The following is a 14,749-nucleotide window of genomic DNA, read 5'->3' on the forward strand; positions in this document are numbered from 1 at the left end:
GAGGAGTGATCTCCGGACCGGTCGGCGGCTTCGCAGTACCGGTGACCTTGTTGTTCAAGACTGTGCCCGCGGCAACGCCGTCGTTGACCTTCACCTCATAGGTGAGAACGACGGACTTACCGGCTTCGAGAAAACCAGTCCACGAAAGGGTGGTGCCCGACAGAGTCGGATCAGCGGCAGGAGCACCGTCGACGGTCGCCTTCAGCGAACCGGGAACGACAGCGGCGTTATTGAGAACCGCACCCAGATCATCGTTGATCTTTACCGGATCGAGCTTCGTCTTACCGGTGTTGGTTCCGGTGACGGTGTACTTGATCGACTCGCCCGCCTGAACCGTCGAACCGGAAATCGGATCAGCAGTCTTCTCCAGTTTGAAGCCGGGAACCGAGTGATTCGTCTCCACCGTAGGAGGAGTGATGTCCGGACCGGTGGGTGGCTTCGCAGTACCGGTGACCTTGTTGTTCAGAACCGTGCCCGCGGCAACGCCGGCATTGACCTTCACCTGGTAGGTCAGAACAACAGACTTACCAGCCTGGAGATTGGCGGACCACGACAAAATGCTGCCCGACAGGGTCGGAGCAGCGACAGCAGCACCGTCGACGGTCGCCTTCAGCGAGCCCGGAACGACAGCAGCATTGTTGAGAACCGCACTCAGATCGTCTTTGATCGTCGCGGGAGTCAGGGCCGTCTTGCCGGTGTTAGCACCGGTGACCGTGTACGTAATGGTATCGCCGGCCTGAACCGTCGAACCTGTCGCGGGCACAGCGGTCTTCGCGACCGTGAACCCGGGCATGGGATGCGTCGTGCAGAGATTGGTTGCAGGATCGCATGTTGTGGGAGGAGTTGTTGTCCCCGGAACGAGGTAGTTGTTCAGGACTTTGTTGCCACCGTCTTTGACCGTGACGGTGTAGGTGACAGTCCCTTTGCCGCCGGCTGGCAATGTGCCGCCGACTTTGATTTTGTCGGCGCCGTCCAATGCAGCGGTGAGTCCGCCTGTAGCAGCACCGACCGCAACCGTTCCGTCATCAATGACGTCGGCAAGGAAGTCCGTGTAGTCGATCGTTGCCGGCGCAGTGCCGGGATTCTCGAAATTCAGAGTGTAGGTGATTGTTTGGCCGATATTGACCGTCTCACCGGTAGGTGGTGACGACGACTTCTTCACGAGAACCGGAGTGTTCTTGACCTTGCAGTACACGTTGTCGCCCGGTGTGAGTGCTGCCTGCGCAACGTCCCCGACCCTGAGCGCCTGGGTCACACCGTTTACCTGGCAATCCCATGACGTCGCATAGTTCGCGGTCTTGGTCGCCGAGGTAGTTGGCTTCTCCCAGAACGTGACAGGAGTAGGTGTCGTATCTGCGAGGAGCGTACGCCAGCCAGTCGATGCCGTCGTATCTGTAGCGCCGGTCGTGGTGCTCTTGATCTCGGTCGCTGCAGCAGCACCCGCGTTTGCGTGGTGGCCGGTGCTCATGCCGATAGTGAAATCGTCACCGGGGGTGACGCGCGTGAGGTCCTTGTCGATCTTGACCTTCGAGAGCAGGACACCGAAAGCCAGACCCTGACGAGAGGTCGCCAGAACGGTATTACCGAACGTCGCCGCGAAGTTGGTTGGAGCGGTCGATGCAACAACCAAAGTGCCCGGCGAATACTCCTGGTTGTTGACCAGGTTCCAAGAATCGCATCGGACGGTGGTGGCGGGCATAGCCGTCAGCCCACCGTCACAAGCGCGAATTCCGGGATAGCCAGGTTCGTCAACACCAACTGTGCGCGCGATTTGTCGCAGCGGCTTGTCCGAATTGAAGGTGAGGAACTCTTTGTCGGTTGATGTGTTTGCGTCAGTCGACTCGGCATCGGCTGCTACGAGACCGTAGTTGTACACCGTGCCATTGGGCCCGGTCATCACGATGTTCTTGAGCGACACCGTCCCGCCGGATTGTCCATTCACGGAGGACTTCTGGTAGATCGCGGGCTTGATCGTCGACGGCACACCCGTGTAGGCGGACGTTCCCAGCGCTGAGTAACTCAACGTGGGGAGTGCCTTCGCTTCGACCCCCTGATGCGTCTTTCCTGCTACCGAGTCGGTGAGGAAAGCCTTGAAGTTGATCTTGTAGCCCTCGGTGAGCTGGATTTCCATCGACTGCCCGGCCGCGGATGTGGCCGCGGCTTCGTTGAGCGCCGACATGTCGATCCAACAGATGTTCTGCGAGAAAGGGCCAGTGTTAGGGGCGCTGAAGGCACAGCCCTTTGCGGGCTGTTCGTCCGGCAGGACAGCAGCACGAGCCGGCGTCTGAGCCTGAACGGGACCGCCGAGCGTCGCGGCCGGCTGCGCTGATGCAGCTACTGCCGTCGCGCCGGAGAGGCCGAGAATCATCGCGATGGCGGTCCACACCACCGTCCACGCTCGCACCCAGGGCGGGAGCCCTGCGGTGAATAAGGCCGACCTTGTCGGCGGTATGTCGTTAGGCATTTCTTACTCCCCAGGATGTGCCTGATCGATGTTCGGTGGACGGAGATGCGAGAGCGCTGGCGCGAACTCCCGATTGATCGGTTGGTTCGGGTCGATCCGCCTGTTTTCGGCTGATCGACCTCACACCGGACGCTGTTGCCGGTCCTGTCATTCGAGCTCCTCTTCGGAAACACCTGCGTGTTGGAAGAGCCGCCCTGAACAGGACCTTGGCCCTCGAAATCCGTGCAAATCGAGAGCAACCTTCCAGTTATCTGGTTCAAGATAACAGATAACCGGGAGCTTGCCCATCGAAAGTCAGACAAAGCAGACCGATCGACGTTTTTGTTCGTAGATCGGACAAGCTTCGAGGAGCAGCGTTGTTCAAGCGGACAATTCAGCCCTCGGCGCACGGCACTGCGCCGGACGCGATGGCATTCAGCGTTTCCGCTGACCAGATCGGGTGACGACCAACTTCGAGGCGACCAGGAATCTGGACAAATGCCCAATATGGATAAGGCCTGTTGGATGCGCCACAGCCCCTCGAACCATGAACGGAAACTCCGTACTGAATGGAGTCCAATCGCCCGTGCAAGCACGTAGAAATTTATCGAATTGGTCCAGACCGCACCCGGCGACGGCTGCCGGTAACGAAGCACTCCGGCGCTCCGATAATTGGATTGCGAGGCGCCATCTTCGACCGAAACCGGGTCGGCGCCTTCGATCCAGACCCAACTTCAAGTCCGTTTTGTAGCTTTTCGGTTGGAGCAGTCCTGCTCATTTTCTGCCATAGCTATTTTCTGATCCTGCTCAGCTAGTCGAAAGTTCAGCGACCGTGGCTACCACTCGGCAGAATTCTCGTAACTGACGAGCAACAACCGGACTAACCAGCCAAGCGTCACAAGAGTGCCAAAAAGGGCCCTTCCGCGTGCCTCGAGGCAAATGCATCGAGGGCGAAAGGGCCCGAACCGGGCACCACGGAGCCAAGGGCCCCCGCCGCAAACTAGCTGCTGCCGAACCCCACACTGTTGGCGTAGCGATCGAAATCGCCCTGCGCCCCGCTGTAAACGTTGATATCGGTATTTCCGGTGATCCCGGGGATGCGTCCGGTGCTGGTGTACTGCCAGAAGGTCCAGTTGGACCAACCACCGGGCAGCGGGCCCGGTGCGTTCTGCCCGTTGTAATCGGCGATCCACAGCGGGTAGTGGTTGAACTCGGTGGTGTTGGCCATCTGGGTACGCCAGAAGTTGGGGTACGTGTAAATGATTGGCTGCCGCCCGGTAAGTGCCTGGACTGTATTCAGGTAGCGATGAGTCCAGTCGATGACCTGACCGGCGGGCAGTCCCTTCGCGTCCTCGAGATCCAGGACGGGCGGCAGGTCACCAGGTCCGTTGATACCCAGGACGATCGCCGAATAGAAGGCAGCCTGGGCTTCGGGGGACTGGCGAACATCTGCGTAGTGGTAGGCCCCGCGCGAGACGCCGGCAGCCCGCATGACCAGGCAATCCTGGATGAAGTACGGATTGACGTAGTTGAGCGACTCGGTGGCCTTGACCATCGCGAACTCGTGCCCTGACGCCTTGACCTGGAACCAGTCGATTCCGGTTCCGTCCACGTGCTGCCACGACGAGACGTCCGGGCCGCGGGGAGCGTCGGCAGCTGCGAGGCCAGGTGCCGTGATCGCGATGGCAGCTGCCATCGCGATCGGGGTGAGCTTGCCCAGTGTCCTGACGATCCGTCGCTCGACCATTTCCCGAGAGTAAGGTCGACTAGTCCGTTTCGTCCGCTAATTCAGGGAATGTTCACTCAACCGAGCCAATCGAGAACGGCCGCCGCGGTCCACGACTGTTGCATACTGCCTAGCGGCTCACCGGTGAAAGGCTCGTAGTATTCGGCAAAACTGCCGTCACTGGCCTGCCGCAACCCCTCCGAACGCAAGACGTGCGATCGCTCGGCCCACCCCCGACGCGCGAACGCCCACGAGAACAACCACGTGATCACCGGCCACACCGGGCCGCGCCAATACTCCCGAGGACGGAAATCGCCGGAAACCGGAGACGTCGACGGTGGGACGGCAAATCGCATGTCCGGGTGACCACAGAATTTGGGCCCCTCGAAAGTACGCAACAGAGCGCGCTCGGCATCGCGGCTCAGGCCGCCACACAGCAACGGCGCAAACATCGCGATGGTCTCGGTATGAACCCATCGTCCGGTGCGAAGATCGAAATCCTTTGCTGCACCCGATCGTTCATCGGTGGTGGCAATTACGCCCTGCCGGAATCGATCTGCCCAACCGCGCAGATCACGGACGTCGGAGTTTGGTCGCGAATGCTCCTCACCGATAGTTGCCAAAACATCACATGCCATCGAGAAAACCGCACTGACAAACACGTCCTCCACGGCAAAACTCATGGCAGTGGCGAGTTGAGAATCCTCGTACCTCACGGCCTTCATCTCTTCGAGAAGCCAAAGGTAGCGGTCGTATTCGTGATCCGTGGGTCGCTGAGACAAGTCGGTCACCACAGCGAGATCAGCGCGCTGATACGCAGGCACTTGTCCCGCAACAACATTCGCGTACGCCAGATCCCATCGCGGAGAATTGTCCATCCCCGATTCCCACCCGTGATAGAGCGCGATGCGGCCGTTGCCGTCGAGATCGCGGGCCTCCGCCAACCAGCGGTGCCACCGAACCAGATCGCTCCAGCGCCGGTCGAGGAACTCTTCCGCGACCGCACGCGTCGTACGTCCGTGCCGACGCGAATGATCGAGAATCCGCTGCACCGCAATCGCGTGAACGGGGGGTTGAGTGATTCCCGATGTAGCGGTACCCAAAGGAGCATGAGCTGCCAACGCATTGACATCCCAACGCGTCGGGCCGGGGAAGTAGCCGTCGACACCGTTCGCGAACACGATGTGCGGAATCATTCCGTTCTTCCACTGAGCCGAGAGCAAGGTATCGAGCTCTACTACCGCCCGTTCGACGCTGAGCGGCGCCAAACCTACCGCGACGAACGCGGCGTCCCAGCTCCACATGTGGGGATACAGCTTCGGGGCAGCGCTGGTCATCGTGCCCAGGTCGTTTCCGCGCAGCAGGTAGGCAGCTCGGGCGGCGAGCTGAGTCGGGGTAAATCCGCGGTCGGCCATAGATGTCTATTTTGCGACGCGCGGCGCCTTTGCGCTCATCGAGCACGAATCGGGCGCCGCAACCGCGATAATGTGGCAACACCGTCAGGCGATCTCGAGGTGGAGGGCTTGTGCGCGAGAAGATCAAAGCACTGCTGTTCGACGTCCAGGGCACAGCGACCGATTTTCACAGCACCCTGTGCCGAGAGGCCCGTCGGATCACCGACGCCGACGTCGACTGGCCAAGATTCGTCAATCTCTGGCGCGCTGAGTACTTCGCGAACACCTCCGAGGCCGACGACTCCACAGGCGAATGGGTGACAGTACATTCGGTGTACCGCGAGGCTCTGCGCAAGCTGTTGGCCCGCGAGAGCATCGAACTTTCCGATGCCGAACAGGAAGAACTCACCACCGCCTGGAAATTCCTGGACCCGTGGCCGGACACCGTCGCAGGCCTGACAACCCTGCGCCAGCAGTACACAATCGCTGCCTTGTCCAACGCCGATGTGAATGCCGCAGTCAGCATCTCCCGGCACGGAAATCTGCCATGGCATGCCGTCTTCACCGCCGAAATGGCCGGTGTCTTCAAACCAGATCCGAAGATCTACCACCTGGCTGCTCGATACCTCGGGTTCGACCCGGCCGAGATCATGATGGTTGCCAGCCACAAATATGACATCCGGGCGGCCAAAGCTCTCGGGTTCCGCACAGCCTTCATAGCCCGACCACTCGAATTCGGAGCCAGGGGCAATCCCGATGTGTCATTCTCCGACGAGTTCGACATCAACGCCGAGGACTTTCTGGATCTGGCAGCACAATTGGTCCACTGATGCCGTGCCTGCGCGTCGTTGCTGGTATTCCTACGTGAAGGAATATCGAAACGGACAGGCGGTTTGGATTTCATGGGCACCAAGGAAGACAGCGCTACCCGCGAACGCAAGGCCCTGCGGTACTCCCTCGTGGTCGCAACGGCGTTGGCTGTGCTCGCCGCATTCTGGGGCTGGATCTCGCAGTCCCAGGTGATCCTGCTCGACGGTGTGTACGCCCTCATCGGAATGGTGTTGACGGCGCTGTCGCTGCGGGTCTCGCGGATAGCCGACTCGGGCCCCACCGCACGCTTCCCCTTCGGCAAGGAGGCATTGATCCCGGTAGTCATCGCTGTCCAGGGCATGGCACTACTGGCGACGCTCGCCTACGCCGCAGTCGAGGCAGTTCGTGTCATCCTCGCGGGCGGAGCCGACGTCACCGCGGGGTCTCTGGTGGCATACGGCGCTGTCAGCGCAGTGGTGTCGATCATCATCTGGCGATACGTCGGACAAGTCGACCGCACATCTGATCTGCTCGTCGCCGAAGCCAGGCAATGGGGAGCGTCGGCTGCCTTCAGCGCGCTGGTCGCAGTCGGTGCTGTCGTCGCAATGATCCTGGGCCGCACAGATTTCTCCGACGCCGACCGATATGTCGACTCCGTCTTGGTCCTCCTCGGCTGCGCGTTGTTAGTCCCGCAACCGTACGCACTTCTGCGAACCGCACTGATCGAACTCCTCGAAGGTGCTCCCGGCGAAATCGTTCAGGCCCGCGTGCACGAGGCCATCACCGCCGTCCGCGACGAATTCGGCTTGGACGAACCGACTCTCACCATGAGCAAGGTGGGTCGCAAGCTGTATATCGAAGCGACGTTCATGGTCGCGCCACACAGCTGGGACATCGACGGTGAAGACGCAGTTCGACGCTCGTTCGCCAACAGCCTCGCCGATCTCCCCTACGAACCATGGCTCAACATCGAACTGACCACAGATCCGGCGCTGATGCTCTAGAGGCGGAATCTCCTCTCGAACAATAGAATCGCGACGGCCGGGCCCACCTCACCTTCTCGAAAACGTCCTTGACTCGAAAGTATGTTCGAGTATGATGGAAGGTGGAACGGGGGGTTCTCATGACGATCGACACCATCGACGACGCTGTCACTGCCGTGGTCAACAGCTCCGCTGTGGGTGTGCGCGGACGATTGTGGCGGCTGCACCCCAGCGACGTCCGCGAGATCGCCATCACCGCGTCAGCGGAAATCCTTCGCCTGGAAGCCATTCGAGTGGCCGCCGTCGACACCCTGACGTTGAACCCGGACGAACAAGTACTCTGCTACCGCGGCACCGGACAATGGCTCGCGAACCACACCATGCTGCAAATCTCCACCGGCAGAAGAATCGCAGCCCTGGGAAAAGCCCTACGGTCATTCCCCGAGATCGAAGACCAATTCGACTCCGGCGACCTCACTTTCGAGCACGCGGCACTGATCGTGGCGTTCTGCGAATCCCCACCCAAAACAATGCCCGACGCCGCGCTTCCGTACTGCTGCGACACACTCCTCGCGGCAGCATCCGGCGTCGAAGCAACCACCGTCAAACTGCGCTACGCCATCAGCGTCCTCGAGCACATGTTCGAATCCGACGACATACCGCCAAGCGAAGATACCGATCGGAACGAACTGCGCATCTCCCCGACCCTCAACGGAAGAGTGGCCGTGCGAGGCGATTTCGACGGAGTGACCGGTGAGATGCTTCTCTCCGCCCTCTCCAGCCTCTCCATGCCCACCCCCGCCAAGGACGGCACACCCGACAAACGACCCGCCGCCACACGCAACGCAGACGCCATGGCAGAGCTCATCCGGCGCTACCTCGACAACGCTGCCACCGGTATCGACGGCGGCCAACGCCCGCACCTGAACGTGCACATCAACGCCAAAGACCTGGCCTACCACCGTGAATGCGCCACAACGGGTGATGGCTCAACACCTGGCCCGTCCGACAGTGACGACCTCGACACCCTGGACCTTGGCATGCCGGATCTCGACAAACAAGATCTCGATGTCGGCCACATGCCCTGGATGGGACCACTGAGCGTCGGCCGCACCCGCATGATCGCCTGCGACTGCATGCTCGGCGCCGTCCTCCTCGACGAAAACGGTGCCCCACTCGACGTCACCCCACTCAAAAGGCTTGTCACCGCGGCACAACGCACCGCACTGATCGCCCGCGACAAAGGATGCGCCTTCCCCGACTGCGACTGCGTCCCCGCCTGGACCGACGCCCACCACATCAAACACTGGGCCAAAGGAGGACCAACCGTCATGGACAACCTGGTCCTGCTCTGCCGAACCCACCACACCCTGATGCACCGAAAACCCGGATTCACCGGACAATGGGAAATCCAGGTAGGCGCTGATCACCTGCCCTGGTTCATCCCACCGCCAGGCATCGACCCCGACCAGAAACCCCGTCGCTCCACTACGCGGGTCTGAACCCGGAGGTCACCGAGCAAACGCCTCGGTGACCCATTCCGGCGTGCTTCGATAGCCGGAAAGGGCGGCACGGCGACATCCATCCAACTCCACGCTCACAGGAGTACCGCCCGAACCGTCCACCCGTAGGAGGGTTGATGATGCTGTCGCTGTCGCGATCTGATCACAAGGCGGAGCTATAGGAGCATCGGCTATGGCGGCAAACCACGTCTCGACTCTCCGCTTCGGTCAGGCGTATAACGTCCACGGCTGTCTGAGATTCATGCCGGCACACGGATAGTCCTGCAACATCAGCGACAGGCGTAGCCAGCTCATTGTCGAGCGGGTCATAGACTTCGCCTCTCTCGAACTGCTCGCGCGCCTTGTCGACTTCTCTGGCATCTGTCCGGTCGAATTGAAGGGCAGACGAGCGATCGCAATTCGCCATCGTCGGAGAAAGACTCAACGAAGTTCGGACACGTTCGACTTCATGCAGAGATCGAAGCGAATCGAGAGGCCCGACTTGAAAGCCGCACGGACTCGACGGCCAGGCCGGAAACATCACTTGTCCGGCACTGTTGACCATCCACAGTTTGACGGGAACCAGTTCGCTTGTGACACAACTCGCAACGACATTGTCGGGAAAGCGTTTGGAGTCGACACGATATGCATCCTTGACGGCGGCTACGTCACCTTCGAGTCGAACCATGTCGACGGTCAGCGCTCCGGAGGCGTCTTCGCCGACTTCGCAACGAAATACTGCCACTGGATCGAAATCAGATGGAAGATACCCTGTTTCGTGTTTCGGACGCGAGTACAGATCGACACCGAACAGGCCCCATGCGACTTCAATTCCGAGACAGTCGGCAGTCTCGAACACCCGAGCCTCAGGAGGTGTGAAGTACACCGAATCTCGCCAGAAGGGAGCCGAACAAGCGGTGGCCAGGCAAAGCGACGCCACCAACGGCACCAACAGCAGCGCGCGTGCCGAGACCGTCAATTGCTCGCCCACTCCAGAAGATTTTCGGCGGTCCACGTATTGATCACCCGATCCGCTTCGACGCCGCACTTTTCGGCCCGGTCACAGCCGTAGCCCTGCCAAGCCAGCTGACCGGGGGCATGGGCGTCGGTATCGATGGAGAAAAGACAATCGAGATCGCGGGCCAACTCGATCAAACGCGAAGGCGGGTCACGACGCTCCGGTCGGGAGTTGATCTCGACGGCGGTCCCTGATTCTCGGCAGGCCTCGAACACTTTCTCCGCATCGAACTGCGACTCGGGCCGGGTTCCGCGAGCACCCTCGACAAGACGCCCGGTGCAATGCCCGAGAATATCGACACGCGGATTTCGCACTGCAGCAAGCATTCTGCGGGTCATCGCCTCGCGTTCGGACCGCAGCTTCGAGTGCACGCTCGCCACCACGATGTCGAGTTCGTCGAGTAGATCGGGATCCTGATCGAGTGAACCGTCCTCGAGGATGTCCACCTCGATTCCCGTGAGGATGCGGAAGGGAGCCAGTTCGGCATTCAACCCGGCTATCACGTCGAGTTGAGAACGTAGGCGCTCCGCGGACAGCCCGTTGGCAACAGTGAGGCGAGGCGAATGATCGGTGAGGGCGCAGTAGTCGTGGCCGAGTGCTGCTGCGCGTCGCATCATCTCTTCGATGGGGCTTCCGCCGTCGGACCAGTCGGAGTGTGTGTGGAGATCGCCGCGCAGCGCTTGGCGCAATGGGCCGTCTCCGATGGGCTCGGCCTGCCCCCGCAGTTCCTCGAGATACTCGGGGACGCCGTCGTACGACTGGGCGATGATCATTGCCGTCTTGGGCCCGATGCCGGTGAGAGCCTTCCAACTGTCGGCCTTCCGGCGAGACTCCTTCTGCTCGTCGGACAATCCAGCAAAGACCTCCGCAGCTCGGCGATAGGCCTTGACGCGGTGCGTTTCAGCGCGTGATCGTTCGAGCCAGTAGGCGATCTCCCGAAGCGCTTCATCCGGTTCCATGAGACCACTGTTCCGTCAGCAGCGGCTCGCGGCAAGCCTTGATCCCCTTACGCTGTGAATATGGACGACCCGAGAGCACGATTCGAAGCCGCGCGGGTGGCTCACCTGGCAACGGCAGATGCGGCCGGCGTTCCGCACATCGTGCCGCTGGTATTCGTTTTGGTCGGCGACACCGTCTATTCCTGCGTCGACCACAAACCGAAGACCACCACCGCACTTCGCAGGCTCCGGAACATCACCGAGACAGGGCGTGCGAGCCTGCTCGTCGATCATTACGACGACAACTGGTCCGCGCTCTGGTGGGTCCGCGTCGACGGACGCGCGGAGGTCCTCGGCCCCGGCACCAAGGAGTCCGAGAACGCAATCGACGCTTTGGCCGCAAAGTATCCGCAGTACGTAGATCACCGACCGCACGGACAGGTGATAGCCGTCCGCGATGTGGAGTGGTCGTCATGGTCCGCAGCAGCCTAGTGTTCAAGGAGCGAAAGTGATTGCAACACTCTCAATTCGGGCAAATTGGCGGGGGATCGATGAAACGACGACAGTTACTTCAGCGCGCAGCCACAGGCCTGGCGCTGGTAGCGGGGCCTCAGGTGATCGACATGGGTAGCAGTTCCGGAAGCAGCCAAGACGCAACAACCCCGTTGGATGAGCTGTTGCAAGTCGTTTCGCTCTCCCACGTGAACGACCCCGCGACCACGCCGATTTTTCCCGGCGATCCCGCGTTCACTCTCGACACAGCGGCAACCATCGCAGACGACGGCTACTACCTCCAGTACGTCAAGGAGGGTGAACACACGGGCACACATTGGGGCGCACCCGCGCACTTTCAGGAAGGTGGACTCACAGCCGACCAACTCGATCCGGCCGACCTCTTCCTTCCCGCAGTGAAGATCGACATCCGGGACAAGGCTGCCGCCGATTCGGACTATGCGCTCACGGTCGCGGACCTTCAGGAGTGGGAAACGCGCAACGGCAAGATCCCCGATGGAGCGGCCGTGGTTCTCTGGACCGGTTGGGAATCGCGCTGGGGTAGCGAAGAATATGCCAACGCCGATGCCGAGGGTGTCACCCACCAACCCGGCTTCTCGGTGGACGCGGCGCGGTGGCTGATAGACACCGGACGCTTGGGCACCCGCGGAGCATTGGGAACCGACACCTTCGGTCCCGACCTCGGAAACGACGAGACCTACCCCGTCTCGACGCTCCTGTACGACAAGCATCGAATCAGCCTGGAGAACTTGAACAATCTTGCCGCCCTGCCAACCACCGGGGCGAGCATCCTTGTCGGTGGCGCGATCAACAAGGCCGGATCGGGTTCACCGGCAACGATCTTCGCACTCTTACGGCGCTAGTCTTCGCGGCGATCGCAGTAGACGACAACAGCGCCCTTTCCGCTTCTCTTCGCCTCGTACATCGCCGCATCGGCTCGGCGGAGAAGAGCGTGTGCACTCAGCGGCTCGTCGGCTAACTCGAACTGCGCGACACCAACGCTCGCACCTACCGACACCGATGTGTCTGCAGTCTGATCAGAACTGAGCGCGTCGACGATCCGGTGGGCTACGACGACGGCGTCGTCGATCGGGCCCTGCAGAAGCACCGTGAATTCGTCGCCGCCGAATCGAGCGACAAATGCACTCTCGGGAACCGCTTCACGCAGACGCGCCGTGAGGGCAACCAGCAACCGGTCACCGGCCGGGTGCCCGTAACGATCGTTGACCTGTTTGAAGTCGTCCAGATCGACAAGCATCAGCACCCAATCGGAGTTCGTGAGGCGATAGTTCTCGATGGCGCTCGCGAAGTGTTCGTCGAATGCGGCCCGGTTGGCGAGCTCGGTGAGTGGGTCGTGATGCGCTCGGTACCGGAGCTCGTCCTGCGCAGCGGAGATCTGTTGGAGGAGCGCGTCGTTCTCGAGGAGCGTGAGTATCTGGCGCACCAGCGCGAGAACCAGCACGCCGACGCCGAGTATCACGACCACGGCATCGAGGTTGCCGACGATCAGTGCCTGAACAGTCACGATCGTCGCGATCACCGCGATCAACAGATACGGCAGCAGCAACTGAGTCCGATCACTTCGCCACTGCTGTGGCGCGTCGCGGTTCCGAGGCTCGGTTCGCTTCGTCAGCGCCGCCAAGGCGATCAAAGGCGGCCCCGCGATGAACCCGGCATCGGCGATGGTCGGCATACTCTCGGCGCCGATCGCGACCAAGTACGCGTACAAACTGTCCGAAAGGGAGAGCATCACCAACCCGCACCCGAGGAACGTCAGCGGTTCGCGGATCTCGGCAACGGCCTTCGGTCCGATGACCATCAGCAAGACCATCGCGATCAGAACGAAGTCGGTGATTGGATACATCACCGCGACAAGAAACCCGAGAGACCCTGTCGGACCGGTATGAACGACGGCACCCAGGGCGGTCGTCCACGTGAGGATGAACAATCCACCGACAACGACAAGCCCGTCGAGCGTCAGCACGAGCCATAGATGGATCGGGCCGATCGCCTCACGCCGGGGAGACTCACGTACCAGCGACAGAAGCGCCGGTACGGCAAACACCGGGAACATGAAGAAACCGATGTCCGCGATCGACGGCGACGGAAGTGGTACGTGGAGAACTGAGCGGTAGAACGCCCAGAAGAACATTCCGAGGGTCCAGCCGGCCATACCGAGAGCCATCAGAGTTCGCCAACGACGCTCGACTCCGTGATGGCGCCGCGACGTCCACCAACAGACCGCAGTCGCAGTGGCGCCGCCGACGAGCTGGGCGACATCGTCCACCAGAACCGAGGTTCGTGGGCTGAGCAGCCCGGATCCGGCGAGGACGATGACCGCAACAACGACGCCGAGAACCAGCCACGTGCGTCGTGCTCGGAACTGCGTCATCGAAGGGCCCATCGGTGTTCAAGGCGTCACCACCGATTGTCTTGCAGCCGGCATCGTTGCGGCCGGAATGTTTGTGGTGACGAATGCCCGTACGAACCTACCCGATTTGGTAGCGGATTGTTAACTGGACGAACGATCAAGACCGCCCGTCAAACCACGGCGCTGTATTCCGCTCGGGTCCTACGCCGCTGCGAAGTCCATTTCGCAATGACCCCCTGCGACGGGCTGAACAGGTACACCAGGGCGAACACGATGCCCTGCGTCATCACAACCATGCCCCCGGAAGCTGTGTCGAGGTAGTAGCTGACGTAGATACCCGTAATCGCACAGATTGCGGAAACCACCGGAGCTATCACCAGCATCCGCGAGAACTTCTCAGTGAGAAGGTAGGCCGTCGCGCCGGGGATGATCAGCATCGCCACCACCAGCACGACCCCGACGGCTTGCAGCGCCACAACGGACGTGAGTGCGAGGACGCCGAGTAGCAGCGCTCCGAGACGCTTGGGCGAAAGACCTATCGCGTTGGCATGGATCGGGTCGAAGGCAAACAACGTCAGATCGCGACGCTTGATCAACAGAATGCTCAACGCCAACGCGCCGAGTATCGCGACCTGCAGAAGATCGGACGAGCTCACCCCCAGCAGGTTGCCGAAAATGATGTGGTTGAGATCGGTCTGGCTGGGGGTCACCGAGATGAGAACCAAACCGAACGCAAAGAGAGTCGTGAAGACGATACCGATCGCGGCGTCTTCCTTGACGCGGCTGGTGTTACGGATCAGTCCGATCAGTGCGACGGCGATCAGCCCGAAGATCAAGGCCCCGATGGCAAATGGAGCGCCGACGACGTAGGCGAGGACAACACCGGGCAGGACAGCGTGCGAGACGGCATCGCCCATCAGTGACCACCCGATGAGCACCAACCAACAACTGAGCACCGCGCAGACAACCGCCGCCACAACCGCAACGGCCAACGCGCGCACCATGAATCCGTACTGGAGAGGATCAAGTAGCAGTTCTACGAGGTTCATCG

At 61.1% G+C, this 14,749-nt stretch carries 12 protein-coding genes; 5 read left to right on the forward strand and 7 right to left on the reverse strand.

Going from position 1 to position 14,749, the window contains the following annotated elements:
* The 3 genes from ACKAMS_RS25970 to ACKAMS_RS25980 all read right to left on the reverse strand — a co-directional run.
* The coding region (locus tag ACKAMS_RS25970; protein ID WP_408989775.1) for an isopeptide-forming domain-containing fimbrial protein at window positions 1-2,464 on the reverse strand (2,464 nt) is incomplete at its 3' end.
* Window positions 2,465-3,443: 979 nt separating this feature from the next.
* Window positions 3,444-4,139, reverse strand: a complete 696-nt coding sequence (locus ACKAMS_RS25975) for a glycoside hydrolase family 25 protein (protein WP_370334015.1) — start codon at window positions 4,137-4,139, stop codon at window positions 3,444-3,446.
* A gap of 107 nt (window positions 4,140-4,246) precedes the next feature.
* A complete protein-coding gene (locus ACKAMS_RS25980) occupies window positions 4,247-5,584 on the reverse strand; it encodes an amylo-alpha-1,6-glucosidase (RefSeq protein ID WP_019746148.1) in 1,338 nt (445 codons plus the stop codon).
* 110 nt (window positions 5,585-5,694) lie between these two features.
* On the opposite strand from ACKAMS_RS25980, the gene ACKAMS_RS25985 reads away from it, so the two are divergent.
* From ACKAMS_RS25985 to ACKAMS_RS25995, 3 genes are all read left to right on the forward strand, one after another.
* Window positions 5,695-6,393 carry a haloacid dehalogenase type II gene (locus tag ACKAMS_RS25985; RefSeq protein ID WP_069146768.1) on the forward strand — a complete coding sequence of 233 codons (699 nt, stop codon included), beginning with the start codon at window positions 5,695-5,697 and terminating at the stop codon, window positions 6,391-6,393.
* A 72-nt stretch (window positions 6,394-6,465) separates the two neighbouring features.
* Window positions 6,466-7,377 (forward strand): cation transporter, encoded by a 912-nt coding sequence (locus ACKAMS_RS25990; protein WP_020909816.1) that lies wholly within the window; start codon window positions 6,466-6,468, stop codon window positions 7,375-7,377.
* 119 nt (window positions 7,378-7,496) lie between these two features.
* Window positions 7,497-8,858: a DUF222 domain-containing protein gene (locus ACKAMS_RS25995; protein ID WP_408989776.1), complete on the forward strand. Its 1,362-nt coding sequence runs from the start codon at window positions 7,497-7,499 to the stop codon at window positions 8,856-8,858.
* A gap of 163 nt (window positions 8,859-9,021) precedes the next feature.
* Here ACKAMS_RS25995 and ACKAMS_RS26000 read toward each other — a convergent pair whose 3' ends face one another.
* Both ACKAMS_RS26000 and ACKAMS_RS26005 read right to left on the reverse strand, forming a co-directional pair.
* Window positions 9,022-9,849 (reverse strand): hypothetical protein, encoded by an 828-nt coding sequence (locus ACKAMS_RS26000; RefSeq protein WP_408989777.1) that lies wholly within the window; start codon window positions 9,847-9,849, stop codon window positions 9,022-9,024.
* Window positions 9,834-10,835 (reverse strand): PHP domain-containing protein, encoded by a 1,002-nt coding sequence (locus ACKAMS_RS26005; protein ID WP_259121115.1) that lies wholly within the window; start codon window positions 10,833-10,835, stop codon window positions 9,834-9,836. The genes ACKAMS_RS26000 and ACKAMS_RS26005 overlap by 16 nt, the downstream gene beginning before the upstream one ends.
* Before the next feature lie 60 nt (window positions 10,836-10,895).
* Between ACKAMS_RS26005 and ACKAMS_RS26010 the strand changes: the two genes are divergently transcribed.
* Both ACKAMS_RS26010 and ACKAMS_RS26015 read left to right on the forward strand, forming a co-directional pair.
* Window positions 10,896-11,306, forward strand: coding sequence for a TIGR03668 family PPOX class F420-dependent oxidoreductase (locus ACKAMS_RS26010; RefSeq protein WP_021342256.1), 411 nt, complete (start codon window positions 10,896-10,898; stop codon window positions 11,304-11,306).
* Between the two features lie 131 nt (window positions 11,307-11,437).
* Window positions 11,438-12,190 (forward strand): cyclase family protein, encoded by a 753-nt coding sequence (locus ACKAMS_RS26015; RefSeq protein ID WP_189637344.1) that lies wholly within the window; start codon window positions 11,438-11,440, stop codon window positions 12,188-12,190.
* On the opposite strand, the gene ACKAMS_RS26020 is transcribed toward ACKAMS_RS26015, so the two are convergent.
* Complete coding sequence (locus ACKAMS_RS26020) at window positions 12,187-13,719, reverse strand: GGDEF domain-containing protein (RefSeq protein ID WP_024487787.1); 1,533 nt, start codon at window positions 13,717-13,719, stop codon at window positions 12,187-12,189. The two genes, ACKAMS_RS26015 and ACKAMS_RS26020, sit on opposite strands and share 4 nt — an antisense overlap.
* Before the next feature lie 149 nt (window positions 13,720-13,868).
* Window positions 13,869-14,747: a metal ABC transporter permease gene (locus ACKAMS_RS26025; RefSeq protein WP_069146765.1), complete on the reverse strand. Its 879-nt coding sequence runs from the start codon at window positions 14,745-14,747 to the stop codon at window positions 13,869-13,871.
* Window positions 14,748-14,749 lie beyond the last annotated feature (2 nt).

This window comes from Rhodococcus sp. 5A-K4, from assembly GCF_046097995.1.
Taxonomy (GTDB): Bacteria; Actinomycetota; Actinomycetes; order Mycobacteriales; family Mycobacteriaceae; genus Rhodococcus_F; species Rhodococcus_F erythropolis.

Excerpts from the sequence above, each read along its gene's own strand:
- ACKAMS_RS26010 (WP_021342256.1), top strand. The coding sequence starts at position 10,896 with ATGGACGACCCGAGAGCACGATTCGAAGCCGCGCGGGTGGCTCACCTG.
- ACKAMS_RS25995 (WP_408989776.1), top strand. The coding sequence starts at position 7,497 with ATGACGATCGACACCATCGACGACGCTGTCACTGCCGTGGTCAACAGC.
- ACKAMS_RS26005 (WP_259121115.1), bottom strand. The coding sequence starts at position 10,835 with ATGGAACCGGATGAAGCGCTTCGGGAGATCGCCTACTGGCTCGAACGA.
- ACKAMS_RS26015 (WP_189637344.1), top strand. The coding sequence starts at position 11,438 with ATGGGTAGCAGTTCCGGAAGCAGCCAAGACGCAACAACCCCGTTGGAT.
- ACKAMS_RS26020 (WP_024487787.1), bottom strand. The coding sequence starts at position 13,719 with ATGACGCAGTTCCGAGCACGACGCACGTGGCTGGTTCTCGGCGTCGTT.
- ACKAMS_RS25975 (WP_370334015.1), bottom strand. The coding sequence starts at position 4,139 with ATGGCAGCTGCCATCGCGATCACGGCACCTGGCCTCGCAGCTGCCGAC.
- ACKAMS_RS25980 (WP_019746148.1), bottom strand. The coding sequence starts at position 5,584 with ATGGCCGACCGCGGATTTACCCCGACTCAGCTCGCCGCCCGAGCTGCC.
- ACKAMS_RS25990 (WP_020909816.1), top strand. The coding sequence starts at position 6,466 with ATGGGCACCAAGGAAGACAGCGCTACCCGCGAACGCAAGGCCCTGCGG.
- ACKAMS_RS26025 (WP_069146765.1), bottom strand. The coding sequence starts at position 14,747 with ATGAACCTCGTAGAACTGCTACTTGATCCTCTCCAGTACGGATTCATG.